Annotated in this window: 19 protein-coding genes and 2 pseudogenes; 6 read left to right on the forward strand and 15 right to left on the reverse strand. The window is 42.3% G+C overall.

Translation table 11 applies throughout. From position 1 onward, the window contains the following. Nucleotides 1-134 precede the first annotated feature (134 nt). The 5 genes and pseudogenes from DWW60_RS02565 to DWW60_RS02590 all read right to left on the reverse strand — a co-directional run. Nucleotides 135-833 (reverse strand): zinc metallopeptidase, encoded by a 699-nt coding sequence (locus DWW60_RS02565; RefSeq protein ID WP_015533113.1) that lies wholly within the window; start codon nucleotides 831-833, stop codon nucleotides 135-137. Between the two features lie 177 nt (nucleotides 834-1010). Beyond that, entirely contained in the window at nucleotides 1011-1796 is a 786-nt protein-coding gene (locus tag DWW60_RS02570; RefSeq protein WP_117549126.1) for a GH25 family lysozyme, read from the reverse strand. A gap of 130 nt (nucleotides 1797-1926) precedes the next feature. Further along, on the reverse strand, nucleotides 1927-2250 hold the full coding sequence (locus DWW60_RS02575) for a hypothetical protein (protein ID WP_117874297.1): 324 nt from the start codon (nucleotides 2248-2250) through the stop codon (nucleotides 1927-1929). 440 nt (nucleotides 2251-2690) lie between these two features. Further along, nucleotides 2691-2975, reverse strand: a complete 285-nt coding sequence (locus DWW60_RS02580) for a hypothetical protein (RefSeq protein WP_117874298.1) — start codon at nucleotides 2973-2975, stop codon at nucleotides 2691-2693. A gap of 1115 nt (nucleotides 2976-4090) precedes the next feature. Next, a pseudogene (locus tag DWW60_RS02590) lies at nucleotides 4091-4393 on the reverse strand (nucleotidyl transferase AbiEii/AbiGii toxin family protein); the annotation flags it as partial. Between the two features lie 26 nt (nucleotides 4394-4419). Between DWW60_RS02590 and DWW60_RS02595 the strand changes: the two are divergent. Continuing rightward, nucleotides 4420-4656 (forward strand): annotated as a pseudogene (locus tag DWW60_RS02595) (tyrosine-type recombinase/integrase); the annotation flags it as partial. 132 nt (nucleotides 4657-4788) lie between these two features. On the opposite strand, the gene DWW60_RS02600 reads toward DWW60_RS02595, so the two are convergent. From DWW60_RS02600 to DWW60_RS02620, 5 genes are all read right to left on the reverse strand, one after another. Then, complete coding sequence (locus tag DWW60_RS02600) at nucleotides 4789-6198, reverse strand: ATP-binding protein (protein ID WP_021943450.1); 1410 nt, start codon at nucleotides 6196-6198, stop codon at nucleotides 4789-4791. 130 nt (nucleotides 6199-6328) lie between these two features. After that, nucleotides 6329-6835 carry a hypothetical protein gene (locus DWW60_RS02605; protein ID WP_117874300.1) on the reverse strand — a complete coding sequence of 169 codons (507 nt, stop codon included), beginning with the start codon at nucleotides 6833-6835 and terminating at the stop codon, nucleotides 6329-6331. Between the two features lie 488 nt (nucleotides 6836-7323). Beyond that, nucleotides 7324-7509 (reverse strand): hypothetical protein, encoded by a 186-nt coding sequence (locus tag DWW60_RS02610; protein ID WP_117822842.1) that lies wholly within the window; start codon nucleotides 7507-7509, stop codon nucleotides 7324-7326. A gap of 382 nt (nucleotides 7510-7891) precedes the next feature. Beyond that, entirely contained in the window at nucleotides 7892-8902 is a 1011-nt protein-coding gene (locus tag DWW60_RS02615; RefSeq protein WP_004853826.1) for a GGGtGRT protein, read from the reverse strand. 29 nt (nucleotides 8903-8931) lie between these two features. Then, entirely contained in the window at nucleotides 8932-9633 is a 702-nt protein-coding gene (locus DWW60_RS02620) for an iron-sulfur cluster assembly scaffold protein (protein WP_004853825.1), read from the reverse strand. 356 nt (nucleotides 9634-9989) lie between these two features. Between DWW60_RS02620 and DWW60_RS02625 the strand changes: the two genes are divergently transcribed. Continuing rightward, a complete protein-coding gene (locus DWW60_RS02625) occupies nucleotides 9990-10907 on the forward strand; it encodes a PHP domain-containing protein (RefSeq protein WP_117874301.1) in 918 nt (305 codons plus the stop codon). 34 nt (nucleotides 10908-10941) lie between these two features. Here the strand turns inward: DWW60_RS02625 and yajC are convergent, their stop codons facing one another. The 3 genes from yajC to DWW60_RS02640 all read right to left on the reverse strand — a co-directional run bounded on the left by yajC (nucleotide 10942) and on the right by DWW60_RS02640 (nucleotide 14426). After that, entirely contained in the window at nucleotides 10942-11316 is a 375-nt protein-coding gene (gene yajC, locus DWW60_RS02630) for a preprotein translocase subunit YajC (RefSeq protein ID WP_015533108.1), read from the reverse strand. Nucleotides 11317-11335: 19 nt separating this feature from the next. Further along, the gene (gene tgt, locus DWW60_RS02635) at nucleotides 11336-12469 is read right to left on the reverse strand and encodes a tRNA guanosine(34) transglycosylase Tgt (RefSeq protein WP_117874302.1); all 1134 of its coding nucleotides are present in this window, start codon (nucleotides 12467-12469) and stop codon (nucleotides 11336-11338) included. Between the two features lie 310 nt (nucleotides 12470-12779). Next, nucleotides 12780-14426: a S1C family serine protease gene (locus tag DWW60_RS02640; protein ID WP_243002898.1), complete on the reverse strand. Its 1647-nt coding sequence runs from the start codon at nucleotides 14424-14426 to the stop codon at nucleotides 12780-12782. Between the two features lie 181 nt (nucleotides 14427-14607). Here DWW60_RS02640 and DWW60_RS02645 point away from each other — a divergent pair, with 181 nt between their 5' ends. From DWW60_RS02645 to DWW60_RS02660, 4 genes are read left to right on the forward strand one after another with little or no spacing between them, the layout of a single operon-like run. Next, nucleotides 14608-14880, forward strand: a complete 273-nt coding sequence (locus DWW60_RS02645; RefSeq protein WP_015533105.1) for a hypothetical protein — start codon at nucleotides 14608-14610, stop codon at nucleotides 14878-14880. After that, nucleotides 14881-15546 (forward strand): ATP-binding cassette domain-containing protein, encoded by a 666-nt coding sequence (locus DWW60_RS02650; protein ID WP_055224210.1) that lies wholly within the window; start codon nucleotides 14881-14883, stop codon nucleotides 15544-15546. It begins immediately after the preceding gene. Nucleotides 15547-15565: 19 nt separating this feature from the next. Then, nucleotides 15566-16681 carry an ABC transporter permease gene (locus DWW60_RS02655; RefSeq protein ID WP_117874304.1) on the forward strand — a complete coding sequence of 372 codons (1116 nt, stop codon included), beginning with the start codon at nucleotides 15566-15568 and terminating at the stop codon, nucleotides 16679-16681. Between the two features lie 18 nt (nucleotides 16682-16699). Beyond that, nucleotides 16700-17689: an ABC transporter permease gene (locus DWW60_RS02660; protein ID WP_117874305.1), complete on the forward strand. Its 990-nt coding sequence runs from the start codon at nucleotides 16700-16702 to the stop codon at nucleotides 17687-17689. Here DWW60_RS02660 and DWW60_RS02665 read toward each other — a convergent pair. Together DWW60_RS02665 and nrdR are read right to left on the reverse strand one after the other, a co-directional pair. Then, a complete protein-coding gene (locus DWW60_RS02665; protein WP_015533102.1) occupies nucleotides 17640-18260 on the reverse strand; it encodes a YigZ family protein in 621 nt (206 codons plus the stop codon). The genes DWW60_RS02660 and DWW60_RS02665 overlap by 50 nt on opposite strands. Further along, on the reverse strand, nucleotides 18257-18724 hold the full coding sequence (gene nrdR, locus DWW60_RS02670; protein ID WP_015533101.1) for a transcriptional regulator NrdR: 468 nt from the start codon (nucleotides 18722-18724) through the stop codon (nucleotides 18257-18259). The genes DWW60_RS02665 and nrdR overlap by 4 nt, the downstream gene beginning before the upstream one ends. Between the last annotated feature and the right edge of the window lie 4 nt (nucleotides 18725-18728).

An 18728-nucleotide genomic window follows, 5' to 3' on the forward strand; every position in this document is an offset into this window, starting at 1 on the left:
ACTATAGCAGAAAAAGTCTTGCAAATATGTAGATTTTTGCCACTTTAACCATTTTACCATAGCAAAGTTGCAAATACTATCAACAAATTCACAAGACTTTTTTATGCATTTTTATATTTTCTGTTATAATTCCGCTATCTTCTCCTGTTGCCAAACAATAATACAAGTCTGAGCAACTGAAGTGATGCTGATACCATAGCTGCCACATATGTCATAGCTGCCGCTGTGAGTACACTTCTTGCACCCTTGAGTTCATCCGGATAGAGATATCCGCTGCCCTCCAGTATCGCCATGGCTCTTCTCGATGCATTGAACTCCACCGGAAGTGTCACAAACTGTAGGACAACAACCAGTGAGAACAATATGATTCCGAGTGTTATAAGGTAATCAACCCTCGGAATGAGAAGTCCTATAAGTATGAGCGGCCATGATATGGCTGAGCCTATATTTGCCGCTGGAATGATTGCTGACCTTATGGTGAGCGGTGCATATGCATTTGCATGCTGTATGGCATGTCCGCACTCATGGGCTGCCACGCCTATCGCTGCGATGGATCTGGAACCATACACGCTGTCCGACAGATTGAGCGTATGCTCCTTAGGATTGTAATTATCAGTCAGATCTCCTGAGATGTGATGTATTGACACATCCGTTATCCCCGCATTCCTGAGTATCATGTATGCGACCTGGTCCGCTGTGTAGCCTGACCGCGATCCCACCTTCTCATACTTCTTGTATGTGGTCTTGACTCTTGCCGACGCTATCATGCAGAGCACCACGCCTATGAGAACCAACAGATATGTTGGGTCAAAATAAAATCCATAATATGGCATATATATCACCTTTTCCTTTCATGTATCCCTGACGGGGGCTTTTGTTTTCCACTATCCTATAGTATATATTGCGCTTCGTCAACAGGTGTGGATGATTCTTCATATAAATTTCATTTTTGCCGGAACTAATTTTATACTTCGTTTTCCTGCCATTTTTCTTATGTCATTTACCTGCAGCTATCTGCCAAGCATCTCATTTACCTTATTCTGCACCTTGACATGATCATACCCTGCCTTCTTCAGCCTGTTCTTTCTGTCATCGCCATTTCCCCAGTCGCCGGCTATGACCTCTCTGGCTATCACATCTATCGATTTCTTCTGTGAACTGCCAGTCTTTTTTGCGGCATATTTTTTCCATGTCGTCTTATCTATATATGACTTGTTAAGATCGAGATTGCCATCGTAACCCGGAAGTCTTCCAACGGATGTGTACTGTCTGATATCACATTCGTATTGACCTTCATTCCATGGATGCTCCTGATATCCCGTCCGCTCGTAATCAGGATACTGTGCAACCCACAGCCTGTATCCCAGGCCCTTTACATTGTCCATGGCGCTCTTCTGGATATAGATCAGGGGCTTAACACCGGTCTTACTGTACACATGATCACACCACTCTTTGCACCATGCCCTGTCACTTCTGCCAAACTGCGGATTATTCTGCCCCTCCCAGTCAAGGACAAGTATCGCCTTGCCCACATATTTCTTACTGTATGCTATGAAATACTCAGCCTCACTGTGGGGATCGCCACCATTTGCATAATGGAATGCCCCCAGGAGTTTTCCCGCTTTCATCGCCTGGTCACAGTGCTTTGCAAAATACCTGTTCTTGTAGTCCGTGCCCTCCGTAGCTTTCACTATCACAAAGTCACAAGGCACCTTGGTTATATCTATAGTATCCTGCCACGCTGATATATCTATACCATCCATGTAGCCCTTTAATGGAACCTTATTAGAAGCCATAAAATTGTCTCCTGAATTTCTTTGTCTGTATATAATATTCCAGACATTGAATCAGGAGACAATCTTAGGATCATTATTCCGAACTTATACTTATCTGTCTCGTATTACATGTACCACTGTCATAACACCCTTATTCATGCCACCTTTCCTTATCTCCGCCATTGTAAAACCGCTTGAATATCGATATCAGGTAGTCCCATCCCCGGGTACATATAATCGCAATGACAAATGCCCCGAAAAACGCAGCCACAGGATAATACCACACAAATGCTATGTGATAAAATGATAGTCCAACAAAAAGTCCCACCTCACACACAATGACACTGGTGATCAGAACCTGAAAAGAGGTAGGGATCTTCTTCAGCACTCCTACCTCTTTCGTAAATTCCGTTATTACCGATATCAAAGTGCAAAGAACCGCAACAACTACAAGATATACTGCGAATCTGTCCATGCGTATTCACCTCCTTGTCCATGATATAGTTTAATGTATTCCGAAAGGTGGTATGTGGTTATAAAATATTATTGTGTTCTTAAATCACATTGACTATAATTTTGATATAACTTATACTGTAATTACAATTTTATACATACAATTTGTAATTCTTTTTAAATCCAACCTCGCGTTAATGCGAGGTGTTTTACGTTATATAGGAATCTCCAAAATGTATATATATCAAAATTACTTCTGTATGAAAATAGAACAATGTATTTAACCGGGCAGCCGAGGGGTGTTACACCATATCCGTTCGAGTCTTGGAAGGGAGTGGTGCCTTATGAGTACATATGAGGAATTCATGGTTATATTAACCGTTGCGATACTTATTGTGACAATTCTGAATCATAGAAAATAAGAAAAACACCTCAGCCGACTAAGCTATGAGGTGTTTCATCTTAAAATGGTTTTTGCCGGACGGATAGGACGTATCTATCGCTCGGCTGTCTTGTTAAGTATATTATACAATATTTTTGACGTTTGTCAAAAATAAAATTCTGAAGTGCAAGATCAAATGCCGCATGGGACTTACCAAATCGTCTGGCATGACTGACACTGATACAATTAGCATTTGTACATATAACTCTGTTCAGATATTCAAGCAGACCTGTCTTATCAAGATACAATCCACTATTCTTGTCCTTCGTAAAACTGTCATTACTTGGATTAAAATAAATGCCCATCTCATGCCCTCCTTGTTTATTTCAAATGTCTTATATATAATTCTCAGAATTCATTGATATAGGCCTTTTCTCTGAAATCGGGATATTAATTCAACCTCTTTCCGAGTTGCCATAAAGCTGTGTCCATCCTCAAGTGTTATATTTCCAAGTTCAATGTTCTTATCTATGCTACCCATTATATCTGTTTTTATAAGGCTTTTCAACGATGCTATATTTTCTGGAGTGCGTAAGTATCTTTTTAAATGTGCTGTCAAATATTATATGTGTCAATCTATATTACTGCCTACTGTTTTTTCTTCCGATTGGTAGCCACACTTTAGCCCTAAATCAACCATAAGTCAATAGATTTTCACAAATGCGCGTATAAGGCAATTTTTCGCGAGATTATTTTAAAATTATAACTTTTTTTACTTTCTTCTCGCCATCAAAATATTCTACTACTATAGTTCTATCCATTTTAATCACCCCTTCCATTTGATATGTAAGGCAATTATAATACCGAATAAATATAAAACTAGTCTTGACAAAATAAAACAAAAGAGTTGCTGTAAAATCCCTTAGCAACTCCCGTTTTCCAACTAATGCTGAATATAAAAGCAATATTTCATATGTATGGCTGTCATCATCATAATATACAAGCATGCCAAATTTGTATTCATCAAAATTGATTTCAACCTTCAAAGAATTTAAAAATCAAAAAAATAGAGAGCCTTTAGATCTCTCTAAAAGCCCTCTAAACCGTTTAAATACTAGGTTTTTATTTAGAACTTGCCAGCGTTAGCTGCTTCCTCTACAGAATCAATGCACCTAGTAAATTCAAGATAAATCAAGCATGTGTGGCTTTCGGTGTGGCTTTTCGTTCAATAGCTACAGCAAGGCTAAACAATTTTCCTTCTATAATAAATGTGATACTATCCAGTCTACAATGATGAATTTTTCCCACTATAGCATCTAATATGACCAAATGCAAGCAAGTCACTTATACAACAATTTCATTATGCTAATTTACTTAGCTTCTCTATCTTTTCCTCAATTTCCTCTTGTAACTCTTTGTTATTAACAGAATTTCTGAATGCCTTCCTACACCACTCCAAACTTCTATTAATATCTTTTTCTTTTTCATAAATCTCTGCTATTCTTGCTATAATATTTGATATAATTGTCTCCACATCTGTTAAACTAACGTTAGCATCTTTTATGGTTGCATCCAAATCCATAGTAGCTCTGGCATCCAGACCAACCATTGCTGCCACCAGCATTCCATCTTTTAATATAAATTTGTCTTTATACTCTGATAAAGAAATTCGTTTCAAAAATCGTTCCATCATATAATTCCGCATCAAAATTTGCGCATCAGCAGATTTTTTCTTTGACAGATTCCGAATCAGATCTTTTAATTGCCTTGCTGTTGTTATCATCTAAAGTAGCACCTCCAAATATGGTCTTAAGACCGAATGGAAGTCTGGAACTGCCAAGTACATTAGGAATTGTTTGCAGGAAGATTGCACAGAAGCTGGATGGATTTGAAGGCTTTCACTTTCACCAGTTGCGTCACACCTACACAAGTAACCTTCTGGCAAACGGAGCAGCACCAAAGGATGTGCAGGAACTGTTAGGGCACTCAGATGTCAGTACCACAATGAATGTCTATGCTCACTCCACAAGAAAAGCCAAGCGGTAATCCGCAATGGTTGCTTTAATTATTCACCCTATCATACACCTTAATCATTTTCCCTGATCGTTCACCTTAATTGTTCACCTTTTTGTCCGAATGGAATAATTGGGGTTGTTCGGAGTTGTCCATTTGATAAAATCAATTTACTTTCCAATAACCTTTTCTCGAAGATCCAACTCTTTCAATATATCCTTTATCCTTCAGTTTTTTCAATCTCGCTGCTATTGTTTTTCTGCTTACCTCAAAATGTTCTGCGAATTGAGTAACCGTATAATCAGGATGCAGTTTTAAATAATTCAGCAGTTTGTTCACCTCATCATTCACCCCATCATTCACCTGTTGGCATGTTTGATCACCTGTTTTTGTATTAGTATCTCTTTTACGATACATATTAACTCTGAAATCACCATCAAAATCAATCAGCTCCGGCTTAGGTAATCCATACTCCTCACAGGCTGCGAATAACCTCGGTATTCCGGTTCCCCATTTTTCAATAATTTTCATGTACGCAAAGGCTCTTGCGATTGCAGGATTTCTCGGTCTTGAGTAACCTTCTATCATTTTTTCGATCGTAACATTATTCAGCAGCATGCCCGGCGAAGTAATCTCTAGCCTGTCATCATACAATGCCACTTGTATATTCCCCGGCTCAAGATAACTACGATGAGCCACTGCATTTGCAATCAACTCTCTTATGCTGTCTGTAGGAAGTTCATATACATCTTGTCTGTACATTCCCTTTATTGTCATTCCCATGTTAATTTTTTCAAGAACATACTGGTATGCAGCATCCATTTGTTCCTGAATGGAACCCTCAAACTCTCTCCGGTCAACAAAATGCGCCCGATTGGTTCCCTTGAACACACCGCACTGAATAACCGGCTGCCCCACCATCCGTCCGGTCAAAAGTGCATATGCATTGGTCGGATATACCTTTCCGCATTCCTCCTTCAGAACGCCCCATGAAATCAGTATATTTCTGGTGACATCCTTAATCTTCGCTTTTTCACTATCCTGCCATGTATTTCGCATAGCTGTCTCCTTCAAGCTCTTGCAAAGCTCCTCAATCTCACTGTCTGATATATCCATATTCTGACATATTTCACTGTCAAAATAACGGTTCTTCCCCTCCAGCATCAACTCTCTTAACATGTAATCCTCAACATGCCTAGTCGTACCTGCAACACGCACATAAGTACCATCAAACACACCTTGTGATTTTATATAGTATGGACGCTCTGCCCCCGGAAATATCTCTATCACAATCACTGTCTTATCCTTAATTGTCTGCATCGCCACATCCGGCCTGATTACAGGTTCGCAAGAATCTGAAATAGCATTGGTAATGTCATCCATTGTCTTATAGATACTATCTTCATCCATTCCCACAACTTCTAAGGTCTTGTCCTCTATTCCGAAAACAATTTTTCCTCCCCTACCATTGGCAAAAGCTACAACAGTTTTCATATATTTTTCGCTTTTATCCGGTACTGCAACCTTATATTCAATATTTTTTGATTCGCCGGAAAACAGTGTCTCCTCTGCCATATTACTACCTCCAATATCAAAAATCTCGTTTCATCTCATTATTCATTTGCCAATACCTTATACATCTCCAGAATCCCAAATATTATTATAACATTTCATAGATATATGTGCCAGAAATGCCATGCATATTCTAATCTCCTTCGTATTTATTATTGAAGTTGTAATATACTTTCTCATTTGGAAGCACTGCCTTAATCGGATAAACTGACATCCCAAAAGAATCTGTAAAAATAACATCTTCTCCAATATGTTTTTCAATAAACTCATCAGAAAAATCAGCTATTAAACCAATGCTAATAGCTCCATTCCTTGTAAAATTCAATCCTTCAATTTGTATACTCTTTTCAATCAAAGAACAATCTGAAGTGTGAAAAAAATTCAACAGCATTTTTTTAATATCTCGTTCGATTTGAATCTGATTATCAAGATAATATCTGATTGCTTTTTCTTGTTCAAATGAAATTACAGCATCTTTTTGATTTGAGTATATACACAGATACAAGTCAAAAGTTTTATCCCATAATGTAATGATAAAACTCTTCTTTGTGTACCAATCTGTTTTTTTAATCAAAGTTCCTAATACAGGATGCTCAATTATAGTTGGTTTATTTTTTTCTTTGTCTTTCCAAAAAAACATAATCTCTCCTTTAATGTGCCCAAGCGTAGAATTGATTACCAAGATTCCATACAATGTCTGGAACAATCCTAGTAAATCCTTCTATAGCAAGGCGTTTTTCTGTTTGAGCAAATGTACCTGAATTTATCGTATTAATTATATTTGCCGCATGGCTTACACCGCCATTATGTCCAAATACGCGTCTACTATGAAGAACTTCATCCATAATCGTAACGGTGATTTTTTGCTTTCTTGGTCTGTTCCTGCTAGGTTTCAACCTTAGCAGCAACTGTAGCTATATCAATTTTGGGCTTTAGCGTTCCAAGTGCTTCACTAAGCCCTTTTGAAGATTGTGTCACAAATTCATTTTAACCATTTTGAAAGGATTTTATAATCTTCTTCAAAACTAACCCTGTCTCAATTATAGCAAGACAGGATTAATCACTCAATTACTTTTTCCAAAAAGTTCCTTGGCTTTCTGCATTTCAATCTTCTCATGCAAGTTGGTGTTATACGACTTCACCTACCCTCACAAATTTACGTTGAATTAATTCTTCCTTTTCTCCCTGTGTACGAATCGAATGATCGAAAGGATCCACCACAAAAGTTTCCGTAATCCTAACTCTATAAGGATTGTTTCTCTTTCCTGACATTTTGGTGATACCCCCTGTGCCGTTCTTTCTTCGATAACTCATATGAATTACCTCCTATTCATAATTAATATTATTTCGCATAAAAAATTTGCGATATCCAATACAATCTGCCTTGCTGTTTATCTGATTTCTAACATTTTTTACATGTCTCACCAAAACAACTCAGACATTTATTCATTTCAGACACTGCAAATAAATTTTGCGATATTAAGAATTCATCAACTGAGTAATCACCTTATACTGAACATAACAACACAGGAACTACCCCCCAACTCACACAGTCTACAGGGTTTGTGACTTGTGTGACTTGTTGCTTGTGACTTGCTTGCGACTTTTACGTGTCTTATGGACATAAAAATAGGGCTATCCAGACCGAATTACCTAGTCTGAATAGCCCAAAAAGTCTAGCTTTTAAGCCTTTTATTTAGAATTTACCAGCGTTTGCTGCTTCCTCAACACTAACAGCTACAGCAACTGTAGCACCAACCATAGGGTTGTTACCCATTCCGATAAGTCCCATCATCTCTACGTGTGCAGGAACTGATGATGAACCAGCGAACTGTGCATCACTGTGCATACGTCCAAGAGTATCTGTCATACCGTATGAAGCAGGACCTGCTGCCATGTTATCTGGGTGAAGTGTACGTCCTGTACCACCGCCTGATGCTACTGAGAAGTACTTCTTACCCTGCTCGATACACTCCTTCTTGTATGTACCTGCAACTGGATGCTGGAAACGTGTAGGGTTTGTTGAGTTACCTGTGATAGATACACCAACATTCTCCTTGTGCATGATAGCAACACCTTCCTGAACATCGTCAGCGCCGTAGCACTTAACTGTTGCACGGATACCATCTGAATATGCCTTCTCGTATACTACATTGAGCTCAGCCTTCTTGTAGTCATACTTTGTCTCAACATATGTAAATCCATTGATTCTTGAGATGATCTGAGCTGCATCCTTACCAAGACCGTTAAGGATAACTCTAAGAGGTTTTTTACGAACCTTGTTAGCCTTCTCAGCGATACCGATAGCACCCTCAGCTGCTGCAAATGACTCATGACCTGCTAAGAAACAGAAGCACTCTGTCTCCTCCTCAAGTAACATCTTACCAAGGTTACCATGTCCAAGACCAACCTTACGATGATCTGCAACAGAACCTGGTATACAGAATGCCTGAAGACCCTCGCCGATAGCTGCTGCTGCGTCTGCTGCCTTTCTGCATCCCTTCTTGATTGCGATTGCTGCACCTACTGTATATGCCCAGCAAGCATTCTCAAAACAAATTGGCTGAATACCCTTTACCTGATTGTAAACGTCAAGTCCAGCGTCCTTTGTGATCTTCTCAGCTTCTTCGATTGAGCTGATTCCATAGCTGTTAAGTACAGCGTTTATCTGGTCTATTCTTCTTTCATATGATTCAAATAATGCCATTGTCTCGTTCTCCTTTCCTCTATTTCCGACTACTCTTTACGTGGATCGATGATCTTAACAGCGCCCTGCTCTGGCTTAACACGTCCGTATGAACCTGAAGCCTTCTCCCAAGCTGTGTTAGGGTCATCACCCTTCTTGATAAAGTCAGTCATCTTTCCAAGAGAAACGAACTGATATCCGATAACTTCGTCATCTGCATCAAGTGCTATTCCTGTTACATAGCCCTCTGCCATCTCAAGGTAACGAACACCCTTAGCCTTTGTTGCATACATTGTACCAACCTGTGAACGAAGACCCTTTCCAAGATCCTCAAGTCCGGCACCAACTGCAAGTCCGTCATCTGAGAATGCACTCTGTGTACGTCCGTATACGATCTGAAGGAATAACTCTCTCATTGCTGTATTGATAGCATCGCACACAAGGTCAGTGTTGAGAGCCTCAAGGATTGTCTTACCCTGAAGAATCTCAGCTGCCATAGCTGCTGAATGTGTCATACCTGAACATCCAATAGTCTCGACAAGAGCCTCCTCGATAACACCCTCTTTTACGTTAAGTGAAAGCTTGCAGGCACCCTGCTGTGGTGCACACCAGCCTACACCATGTGTAAAACCAGAGATGTCTTTGATTTCCTTTGAGTAAACCCACTTTCCTTCTTCTGGGATAGGAGCTGGCTCATGCTTTGCACCCTTTGCTACAGGGCACATGTTTTCAACTTCCTTAGTGTAAATCATTGTGAAACTCCTTTCAAAATATGAATTCTTAAAAGCGGTTCCGAATTCTCTAATTCAAACCATCAGTGGTATTTTCTCACAAAACAGTTATGAAGTCCATAGCTTATTGAAAATTTTTGTCGCATTTGCGTGTACTTTATCAAGTACAGCGCGCCTTATTGAGAAAGTTTTTAACAAGGCACCGCTGTCAGGGTTCATATGTCCGCTTATATCATTTGACCGTAACCATATTCACTTGAACATATGTATTTATCTGATATACAATACTTCTGTCAGAGCACATTCAACCCAGACTTGCGCCGCTCCAGGCGCTACTCAGATACATGATATAAAAAATAAAAACGGAGGTTTTCAACATGAGATTTATAGATATGCACCTTCACACCACCGCTTCCGACGGCTCCTGCACCCCATCAGAGGTGTGCCAGCTTGCCATTGACAGGAATCTTGCAGCGATCGCCATAACCGACCACGACACAGTGGACGGCGTAGCAGATGCAATCACATATGCAGATAACTGGAACAGCACTCTTCCTCCGATCCAGAACAGTGATTCCACCAACTGCTCTGGCTTTTCTGACAGCAGTGACCATCATATCGAGGTAGTTCCCGGCATAGAGATGTCCGCCATCTACAACGGTGTGGAGATCCACATTCTGGGCTTTTATATGGACTATAAGAACCCTGAGCTCATCTCCCGTCTTGCCGCCATCAAACAGGCCAGATACGACCGAAACGAGCAGATGTGTGAGAGATTCCGCGCCGACGGAATAGACATGACCATGGAGAAGCTGCAGCATGGCAATACTGATACTGTCGTCACAAGAGCTCATTTTGCCAGAATTCTCATAGCCGAAGGCGTATGCAGGGACATGAACCAGGCATTCAAAAAGTATCTGGGCAAGAAATGCAAATATTACATTCCAACACCAGACATACCGGCTATCGATGCCATAAGACTCATAAGAACCTACGGCAAAGCTGCCTTCATCGCCCATCCCCTCATATACGGATTTGGATATAAACAGATAGAGGACATGCTTGAAGAACTGAAGCCATATGGCCTTTCAGGGCTTGAGGTCTACCACTCCTCCAACAATGCCTACGAATCCGGCAGGCTCAGGGAGATCGCCAGAAAACACGGACTTCTCATATCAGGAGGTTCCGACTTCCACGGCGCAGCCAAACCTGACATATCTGTGGGAACCGGAAGGGGCGGTCTTCGGATCACGGAAGCTGTATTTCAGGATATAAAAAAAGCGGTCACTGTATAATGACCGCTTTTTATTTACTCTGATGATACCTTTATTATATCTTTGACTTCTTATCCTTATCATCATCTGTGACTGTTGATGATCCCTGCTTCTCAAGCTCTGCAACAGCGCTCTTGTGCATCGGTATACGACAGTTCTTGTTGTTACCAAACTCTACGATGATAGTTGAATCATCAACCACATCAAGGATGGTTCCGTAGAAACCACTGGTTGTCATGATATTATCACCAGGCTCCATCTGTGAAAGCATCTGGTCTGTCTTGGCCTTCTGCTTCTTCTGTGGTCTGATCATCATGAAGTAAATGATTGCAGCAAATATGGCAATATATACAACAATAAACATAACTGATGAACCGCCACTGGCCTGTGTTCCTGTTGACGATGATAAAATTGTTGAAAGTGAATTCATTCTCTGGTCTCCTTTTTGATTACTGTTCTCCACCAGCAAGGCTCTCAAGCATCGATTTCTTATATGACTGATATCTTCCTTCTTCTATAGCCTCTCTGATGTCTTTCATCATATTATTATAAAAATACAAATTATGCAAGACGCAAAATCTCATACCGAGCATTTCATTTGCCTTGAGCAGGTGTCTGATGTACGCTCTGCTATAGTGCTGGCATGCAGGGCATCCGCAGCCCTCCTCTATAGGTCTGTCGTCTGTCTCAAATCTCGCATTCTTGAGATTCATCTTGCCATGCTTCGTGTACACATGGGCGTGTCGTCCATTTCTGGATGGATATACGCAATCGAAGAAATCAACACCTCTGTCGACCGCCTCAAGTATATTTGCAGGGGTTCCAACACCCATGAGGTATGTCGGTCTGTCCTCAGGCAGATACGGAACGGTCACATCGAGTATGTGGTACATCTGCTCTGCTGTCTCTCCTACTGCAAGTCCTCCTATGGCATATCCCGGAAGATCAAGCTCGCTGATTCTCTTGGCGTGATCTATTCTGATATCCTCGTATATGGCACCCTGATTGATTCCAAACAACAGCTGATTCTTGTTGATCGTATCCGGCAGACTGTTAAGTCTCTCCATCTCATTCTTACATCTGACAAGCCATCTGGCGGTTCTTGCCACCGAGTTCTCCACATACTGTCTGTCAGCCAGTGCAGGGGCACACTCGTCAAATGCCATGGCTATTGTAGATGCCAGATTCGACTGTATCTGCATGCTCTCCTCAGGTCCCATGAATATCTTGCGTCCATCGACATGGGAATTGAAGGTTACGCCCTCCTCCTTGATCTTCCTGAGTCCCGCCAGGGAGAATACCTGGAATCCGCCTGAATCAGTGAGTATTGGTCTGTCCCAGTACATAAACTTATGTAAACCGCCCATCTGCTTGACTATCTTATCCCCCGGTCTCACATGGAGATGATATGTATTTGACAGCTCGATCTGACATCCTATGTCCTTGAGATCCGTTGTTGCCACAGCTCCCTTTATGGCTGCCGCCGTTCCAACATTCATGAACAGAGGTGTCTGCACTGTTCCGTGAACAGTCTGAAATTCAGCTCTCTTTGCCCTTCCATCCTTACAAAGTATTTTGTACATTGTTATGTAAACCTTTCTTTTTCATTCTTCCGAATCTTACGCTATACTTTAGCGTACTCTTTATAATGCACCATTTAAAGTATATTTGCAAGCAAATTTACAATCCACAGGCATTTACCGCCGAACTTGACCGCATACCGGATGAATACGAGGACTTCCGATACAATGCAGGCAGATTACAATTTTGACAGCCACATATCTTACATACAAAACGGCACCTGTAATTTCACTTACAGGTGCCGTTATATCAATCTATAGGCTTTCAGTTCTGTTAGCTCCGTGCTAAATCACCACTGAATTATCTGACTTATCACTGCTTCTCCTTCAGCGTAGCTGTAGCAGTCTGCTTCTCGTAGTTACCATTGTTGTTTCTGTAGTATACGATAGTTACCTTATCGCCAGGATTGCAGGCCACGATCTTGTCGTGGAATGTCTCCATATCTGCTATGTCCTCACCGTCAAGGCTGCAAATGATATCTCCTGACTGGAGTCCACACTCCTCTGCTGCTGAACCCTGCTCAACTGATGAGATATATACACCCTCAGGCATGTTCAGGAGCTGTGCGTACTGGCTTGTGATGGTCTGGGCAGATATACCGAGGTAAGCCTGTCCTGATGTTGTTCCATCATTTGACACATTCTTGCCTGCTATCAGGTCATTGATTATATCCTGTACATCTGATATAGGAAGTGCATAGCCCATACCCTCAACGCTTGTATCTGAATACTTGGCTGTGTTGATACCGATCAGCTCGCCCTGCATGTTGACAAGGGCACCACCACTGTTACCAGGGTTGATGGCTGCATCTGTCTGGAGTACCTTTACTGTCTCATCTGAAGCACTTATCTCTCTGTTAAGTGCACTTATATATCCAACTGTAACTGACTGTCCATATCCAAGTGCATTTCCGATTGCCACACAAGGATCACCTACTGTAAGATCATCCGATGAACCTACCTGAATCTCCTTTATCTCATTCAAAGTGTCATCTGATATGTCCGAAAGCTTGACTGTGACAACTGCTATATCATTGTTCTCAACGTATCCCTTTACCGTTGCCTCTGCACTCTTATCATCGACAAATGTAACTGACAGTGACTTAGCATTCTGTACCACATGATAATTAGTTGCAAGATACAGGTACTGGTCATCCTTGCCGATGATGATACCTGAACCGGCTCCTGTTGACTCCTGCTGATATGAATTGAACCAGTAATCATATGTTGTTACGTATGTTCCTGTGATCGATACGATGGAAGGCATAACCTTCTTGGCAACCGTTGACACATCGTACACTGTACTTGTCGTGTCTGATGATGCCTGCTTGAGCTGTGGTGCATTGTTCTCTGTTGAACCCTCAGCACTCTGCTCTGTTGTGGTCTGCGAATCTTTGCCGAGAAGCTTATCCGATCCATATCTGACCCCCTGGAATACAACGCCTGCCACAAGTCCGAATACAACAGCCGCTGCAACCACACCTGCTGCCTTCTTGCCAAATCCGCTCTTCCTGTTCTTTGGCTTCTTATCTTTTGCCTTCTTCTGTCTCATATTGTTATCTGAAGGCTTTCCTGTTCCCATATTGTTCATTGGATTGCCTGCCTGATTCTGATAACCCTGATTCATTCTCTGGCTGTCATACCATGCTTCCATGCCATTTACATTTCTCTGAAAACCTGAATATGAAGCGTTCTGTGTACCGGCTGTTTGAGCATTCTGCGATGAACTCTGTGCGCCGGCAGTCTGAGCGTTCTGTGCCGAGCCTTGTACACCGGCTGTCTGATTGTTCTGCGCTGACTGTGCGCCCTGAACATTCTGTGTCTGCTGTGAAGCATTTGTTGAAGGTCTGTCAAATCTTGAATCTCCTCTATTGTTCATATAGCTGTAATGATACAGACCATCCTGCTGTGGTGCCTGACCACTATTTCCATTCATCTGGTTCTTGTTTTCCTGTTCCATCTCTATCATCCTTTCGCATCTTTATTATCTTAATTCCTGTAATCGGTACCTTTCTCTTTCTTACAGTTGTTACTATACGCAGTAAATGTGTCATATTTGTGTCTTTATTGTTTTAATTCTGTGCACAAATGTTATATACTAGTCAGGTACGATCTCAAATAACCCTTATGGAGGATAATATATGTTTAGAGTATGGGGAAAACTTATAAAAGATAACCACCTCATGAAGGATACCGTGATATGCATATCCGACTACGAGATGACGCGTACCCACAAGGTATACAAGGCCCTTGAGGATATGTGCTACGAGTTTGACCTGGCAAAGCCGGTGTGGCTTAAGAAGAATAAGGATGAGTTTATCCACCACGCCAGAACCAGATTCACAGCGGATAACTTTGTGGAGGATATAGATTTTGACTACCTTGATTTTCAGGTAATAGAGGAGGAATACTAGATGTTTTCTGTCTCTTCAGTGAGCAAAAGCTACGGCAAAAATAAAGTTCTGACAGATGTGTCACTGTCCGTATCCCCGGGTGAATGCATCGCCCTTCTGGGAATCAACGGATCGGGTAAATCCACCCTGCTGGGAATACTATCCAGAAACATAAAGCCAGACTCAGGGTGCTTCGGTTTCGACTGTCAGGCAAATGCTGCTCTGCTCCCACAGGACAATCCACTCATACCGGAACTCACAGCCATTGACAACATCAGACTGTGGCACCCCGGAAGCAGGAAAACAGTCATGAACTCCCACAATATGAGCATATGTCAGTCTCTCGGTGTGGATTCATTTCTGGACAAACGTGTCTCAAAGCTCTCCGGTGGAATGAAGAAGAGGCTAAGCCTTGCCATCACGATGATGTCTGACCCGGATCTGCTTCTTCTCGATGAACCTCTGGCCTCGCTTGATCTTCTATGCAAGAACGGGATACTGAGCTATCTCCAGAATTACATATCACATGGAGGAAGTGTCATCATCGCCACACATGAGACATCTGCGCTGGATATATGTAACAAGATATACACACTGAAAAATGGACACATCCAACTGGCCATAGACAGAAATATCTCACCCGGATACACCTCACCTGAAACCTACATCAATCTGATCAGATCATAGCTTTATCTAAAGGAGTTTTATGTTTTACCGACTTATACGAACTGATTTGAAAAGAATAGCTCATTATGGAATATACATGGTAGTCGCAGCATTTGTCATGATGACGGTTTTCCTGTGTCTTGCGTTAAACGCGAACTCTTTTATCTACTCTGATGACCGCTCCGAACCACTTTCAATCGGAATCGTGATGAGTGCAGATTCAAAAACCGCACAGATGGCATACAACACGATATCTGATATGGACAGCTACCACTCATCATGTGTATTCACAGAATTTTCAGACAAGGATACAGCCCTTTCAAGGCTCTCTGACGGAGACCTGTTCGCTGTGATCTACGTCCCTGACAATATCATAAGCGACATCATGGACGGAACGAACACACCTGTCGAGGTATACTATTCTGACAACCGGTCCATCGATACATTTGTGCTGAATGACCTCTTCCGCTCCACATCCTCCATGCTTGGCATATCCCAGGCGGCCATATATTCGGTTCAGGCGATAGGAAGGAACATGGAGCTTCCCGAGGATATTCAGGACACGCTCAGCAACGATGTAAATACCATGTTCATGACGAAGGTTCTTGACAGGACTGCCAACTTCACCGTCGACAAGATAAATGCAACCAGAGCAGCAAATACCACCGACTTCTACATAAGTGCGGCGGTCCTTCTCATGATGATGCTGTGCAGCGTTGTTTTCTTCCCATTCCTGCTCGACCTCCCAGCCTCTTACATAACAAAGCTCAGGTCACAGGGAATTGGCAAAGTCAGACGCAATGTCAGCAATTTCATATCCATGTTCATATGGCTGTATATCCTTTATATAACTGTATACATGGCTCTCGCCCTGGCATCACTGTTTATCGATGAACTGAATGTAAATATCCACATGAGCGGGATACTGTTCGGAATCGTCATAGCTACATGTGTCGCGGTATATACGCTGCTCATAAGTCTGGTTCCCGCAGGGATACACGGCTGCACACTGCTTCTCACTGTGGTCACTGTCATACTGGCCTATGTGAGCGGCTTATTCATACCGGAAGCCATGCTTCCAAACTTTGCAAAGTATATATGCCATGGATCGCTGCTCAATAAGCTTGTGCAGACACTGTGCATATATTTATCATAAATTTACGGAGATACATCTATGAACCATATAAGACAGATAAACTTACTTATAAAGAGAATACTGTGCCGTCCCGCCATGATCGTCGTTCTGCTGGTCATCCCCGCTGTGCTGATCGCTGTGAGCTTTCTGCCAGCCAGAAAGCAAAGCACCGAGATCGTGTCCGGCGTGTATATTGAAAGTTCTGACGAACACACGGATGCTTTCCTGTCGTATCTCACATCTACCTCCACGGGATTTACCTTCAGGCACTATGAATCCCTGAAAGACATGAAGGATGATGTAGCATCCGGCAGGATCGACTCCGCGTACATGGTTCCTGATGGTTTCAGTGAATCAATGATCCACTCTGACGGGAAGTGCCACATAACCGTGTATACAACCGATGGAAGCTCATTCCAGTCTGTGTCCGAAGAATCCGTGTATGCCGCCCTCCTGTATGCATATGCGGCAGACATGTCTGTATGTATGCTCCAGGATCGTTATCTGGCAAATGTCCCATACGACGAGACCCAGATGTCAGAATACATCAGTGATAGATTTAAGGGATATATCGAAAATGAGGACATTTTCACCATCGAGAGCGGACTCACCGGAAAATACACGGCATCGACAGATATTGCGCCAAACAATTTTCCTGTGGGAATATTGGTTTACATAACTTTGTTCGTATGTTCTCTCCTGGGACTTCAGAACTATCTCCGGGATCTGGACTGTGGGGCTTACTCTATCCTCTCCTCCAGAAAAAAAGCCGGATTCTGTGTAAAAAATATAGCAGCGGGAATTATTCCCGCTGCCATTATCAGCTTTATATCCTTGATCATATATTCCGGCACCAATGGCTGTCTCAATGTCCTGCTGCATATCGCCGCAGTGTCAGTCATCAGCCTTGCTGCTGCACTTATATTCAGAGTGATATTCAGGCGCTATAAGATATTTACTATAGCTCTGCCATTCATCATCATCTGTACTCTTCTCCTGAGTCTTCTATCAATGCTCTCGCAGATGTAGACTCTGTGATCTGCTTTACCAGACATCCATAGCTGTCAGCCGGCACCGCCACATTGAAGCACACATCTGCAGTGTAATCCGTACTGTCTATCAGTGCATCACTGTTGCTGAGAAGATATTGTACCTTACCCGAATCGTTGTAGTTCGTGGTTATCTTCACCAGCTTCATAAGCTGCATCTTATGTATACCCGCATCAGACAGTGCAAGCTTGGCTGCCTCGGTGTATGCTCTCACAAGACCACCTGTTCCGAGCAGTGTTCCACCAAAATACCTTGTAACCACTATACATATATTAACCACCGCATTCCCCGTGATAACCTCCAGGATGGGTTTTCCAGCCGTTCCCTGCGGTTCTCCGTCATCAGAGAATCTTAGCAATGTATTCTCGCTGCCTATGGCAAATGCATAGCAGTTGTGCCTTGCATCATAGTGCTGCTTCCTGATCTTCTCGACAAAGGCATATGCCTCTTCCTCCGAGGACACAGGGACTGCATAGCCGATGAATCGTGATTTCTTCTCGACTATCTCGTCCTGCCCCTCCTGTAATATCGTGTTGTATGTCTCTATCATCGCTTCTCCGAATTGCTGGTGAGCAGCTTGCCCAGCTCATCCATAAATGTATTCACATCCTTGAACTCTCTGTACACTGATGCAAATCTTACATAGGCTACCTGATCAAGATCCTTGATCTTATCCATGACTATCTCACCTATGGTCGTGCTCTCTATCTCTCTCACTTCCATGTTGAAGATGGTGTTCTCTATGTCATCTATGCACTTTGTGACTGCTTCCGCTGAAACCGGACGCTTATGGCATGACTTTATGACACCTGACTCTATCTTGGAACGGTCATAAGTCTCTCTGTTCTTGTCCTTCTTGATGACTATGAGAGGTATGGTCTCCACCTTCTCATATGTGGTAAATCTCTTACCACAGGCGTCACACTGTCTTCTTCTTCTGATCGCACTTCCATCCTCCGCTGGTCTGGAATCGATAACCTTTGTATCATCTGCTGAGCAAAATGGGCATCTCATATAA

This window comes from Coprococcus sp. AF16-22, from assembly GCF_003461545.1.
GTDB classification, from domain to species: Bacteria; Bacillota; Clostridia; order Lachnospirales; family Lachnospiraceae; genus Coprococcus; species Coprococcus aceti.

Coding starts and splice junctions, on each gene's coding strand:
- DWW60_RS02610 (WP_117822842.1), bottom strand. CDS start 7,509: ATGAGTTATCGAAGAAAGAACGGCACAGGGGGTATCACCAAAATGTCA.
- nrdR (WP_015533101.1), bottom strand. CDS start 18,724: ATGAGATGCCCATTTTGCTCAGCAGATGATACAAAGGTTATCGATTCC.
- DWW60_RS02625 (WP_117874301.1), top strand. CDS start 9,990: ATGAGATTTATAGATATGCACCTTCACACCACCGCTTCCGACGGCTCC.
- DWW60_RS02655 (WP_117874304.1), top strand. CDS start 15,566: ATGTTTTACCGACTTATACGAACTGATTTGAAAAGAATAGCTCATTAT.
- DWW60_RS02565 (WP_015533113.1), bottom strand. CDS start 833: ATGCCATATTATGGATTTTATTTTGACCCAACATATCTGTTGGTTCTC.
- DWW60_RS02665 (WP_015533102.1), bottom strand. CDS start 18,260: ATGATAGAGACATACAACACGATATTACAGGAGGGGCAGGACGAGATA.
- DWW60_RS02620 (WP_004853825.1), bottom strand. CDS start 9,633: ATGATTTACACTAAGGAAGTTGAAAACATGTGCCCTGTAGCAAAGGGT.
- DWW60_RS02615 (WP_004853826.1), bottom strand. CDS start 8,902: ATGGCATTATTTGAATCATATGAAAGAAGAATAGACCAGATAAACGCT.
- DWW60_RS02650 (WP_055224210.1), top strand. CDS start 14,881: ATGTTTTCTGTCTCTTCAGTGAGCAAAAGCTACGGCAAAAATAAAGTT.
- DWW60_RS02660 (WP_117874305.1), top strand. CDS start 16,700: ATGAACCATATAAGACAGATAAACTTACTTATAAAGAGAATACTGTGC.
- DWW60_RS02575 (WP_117874297.1), bottom strand. CDS start 2,250: ATGGACAGATTCGCAGTATATCTTGTAGTTGTTGCGGTTCTTTGCACT.
- DWW60_RS02645 (WP_015533105.1), top strand. CDS start 14,608: ATGTTTAGAGTATGGGGAAAACTTATAAAAGATAACCACCTCATGAAG.
- tgt (WP_117874302.1), bottom strand. CDS start 12,469: ATGTACAAAATACTTTGTAAGGATGGAAGGGCAAAGAGAGCTGAATTT.
- DWW60_RS02640 (WP_243002898.1), bottom strand. CDS start 14,426: ATGGAACAGGAAAACAAGAACCAGATGAATGGAAATAGTGGTCAGGCA.
- DWW60_RS02605 (WP_117874300.1), bottom strand. CDS start 6,835: ATGTTTTTTTGGAAAGACAAAGAAAAAAATAAACCAACTATAATTGAG.
- DWW60_RS02600 (WP_021943450.1), bottom strand. CDS start 6,198: ATGGCAGAGGAGACACTGTTTTCCGGCGAATCAAAAAATATTGAATAT.
- DWW60_RS02580 (WP_117874298.1), bottom strand. CDS start 2,975: ATGGGCATTTATTTTAATCCAAGTAATGACAGTTTTACGAAGGACAAG.
- DWW60_RS02570 (WP_117549126.1), bottom strand. CDS start 1,796: ATGGCTTCTAATAAGGTTCCATTAAAGGGCTACATGGATGGTATAGAT.
- yajC (WP_015533108.1), bottom strand. CDS start 11,316: ATGAATTCACTTTCAACAATTTTATCATCGTCAACAGGAACACAGGCC.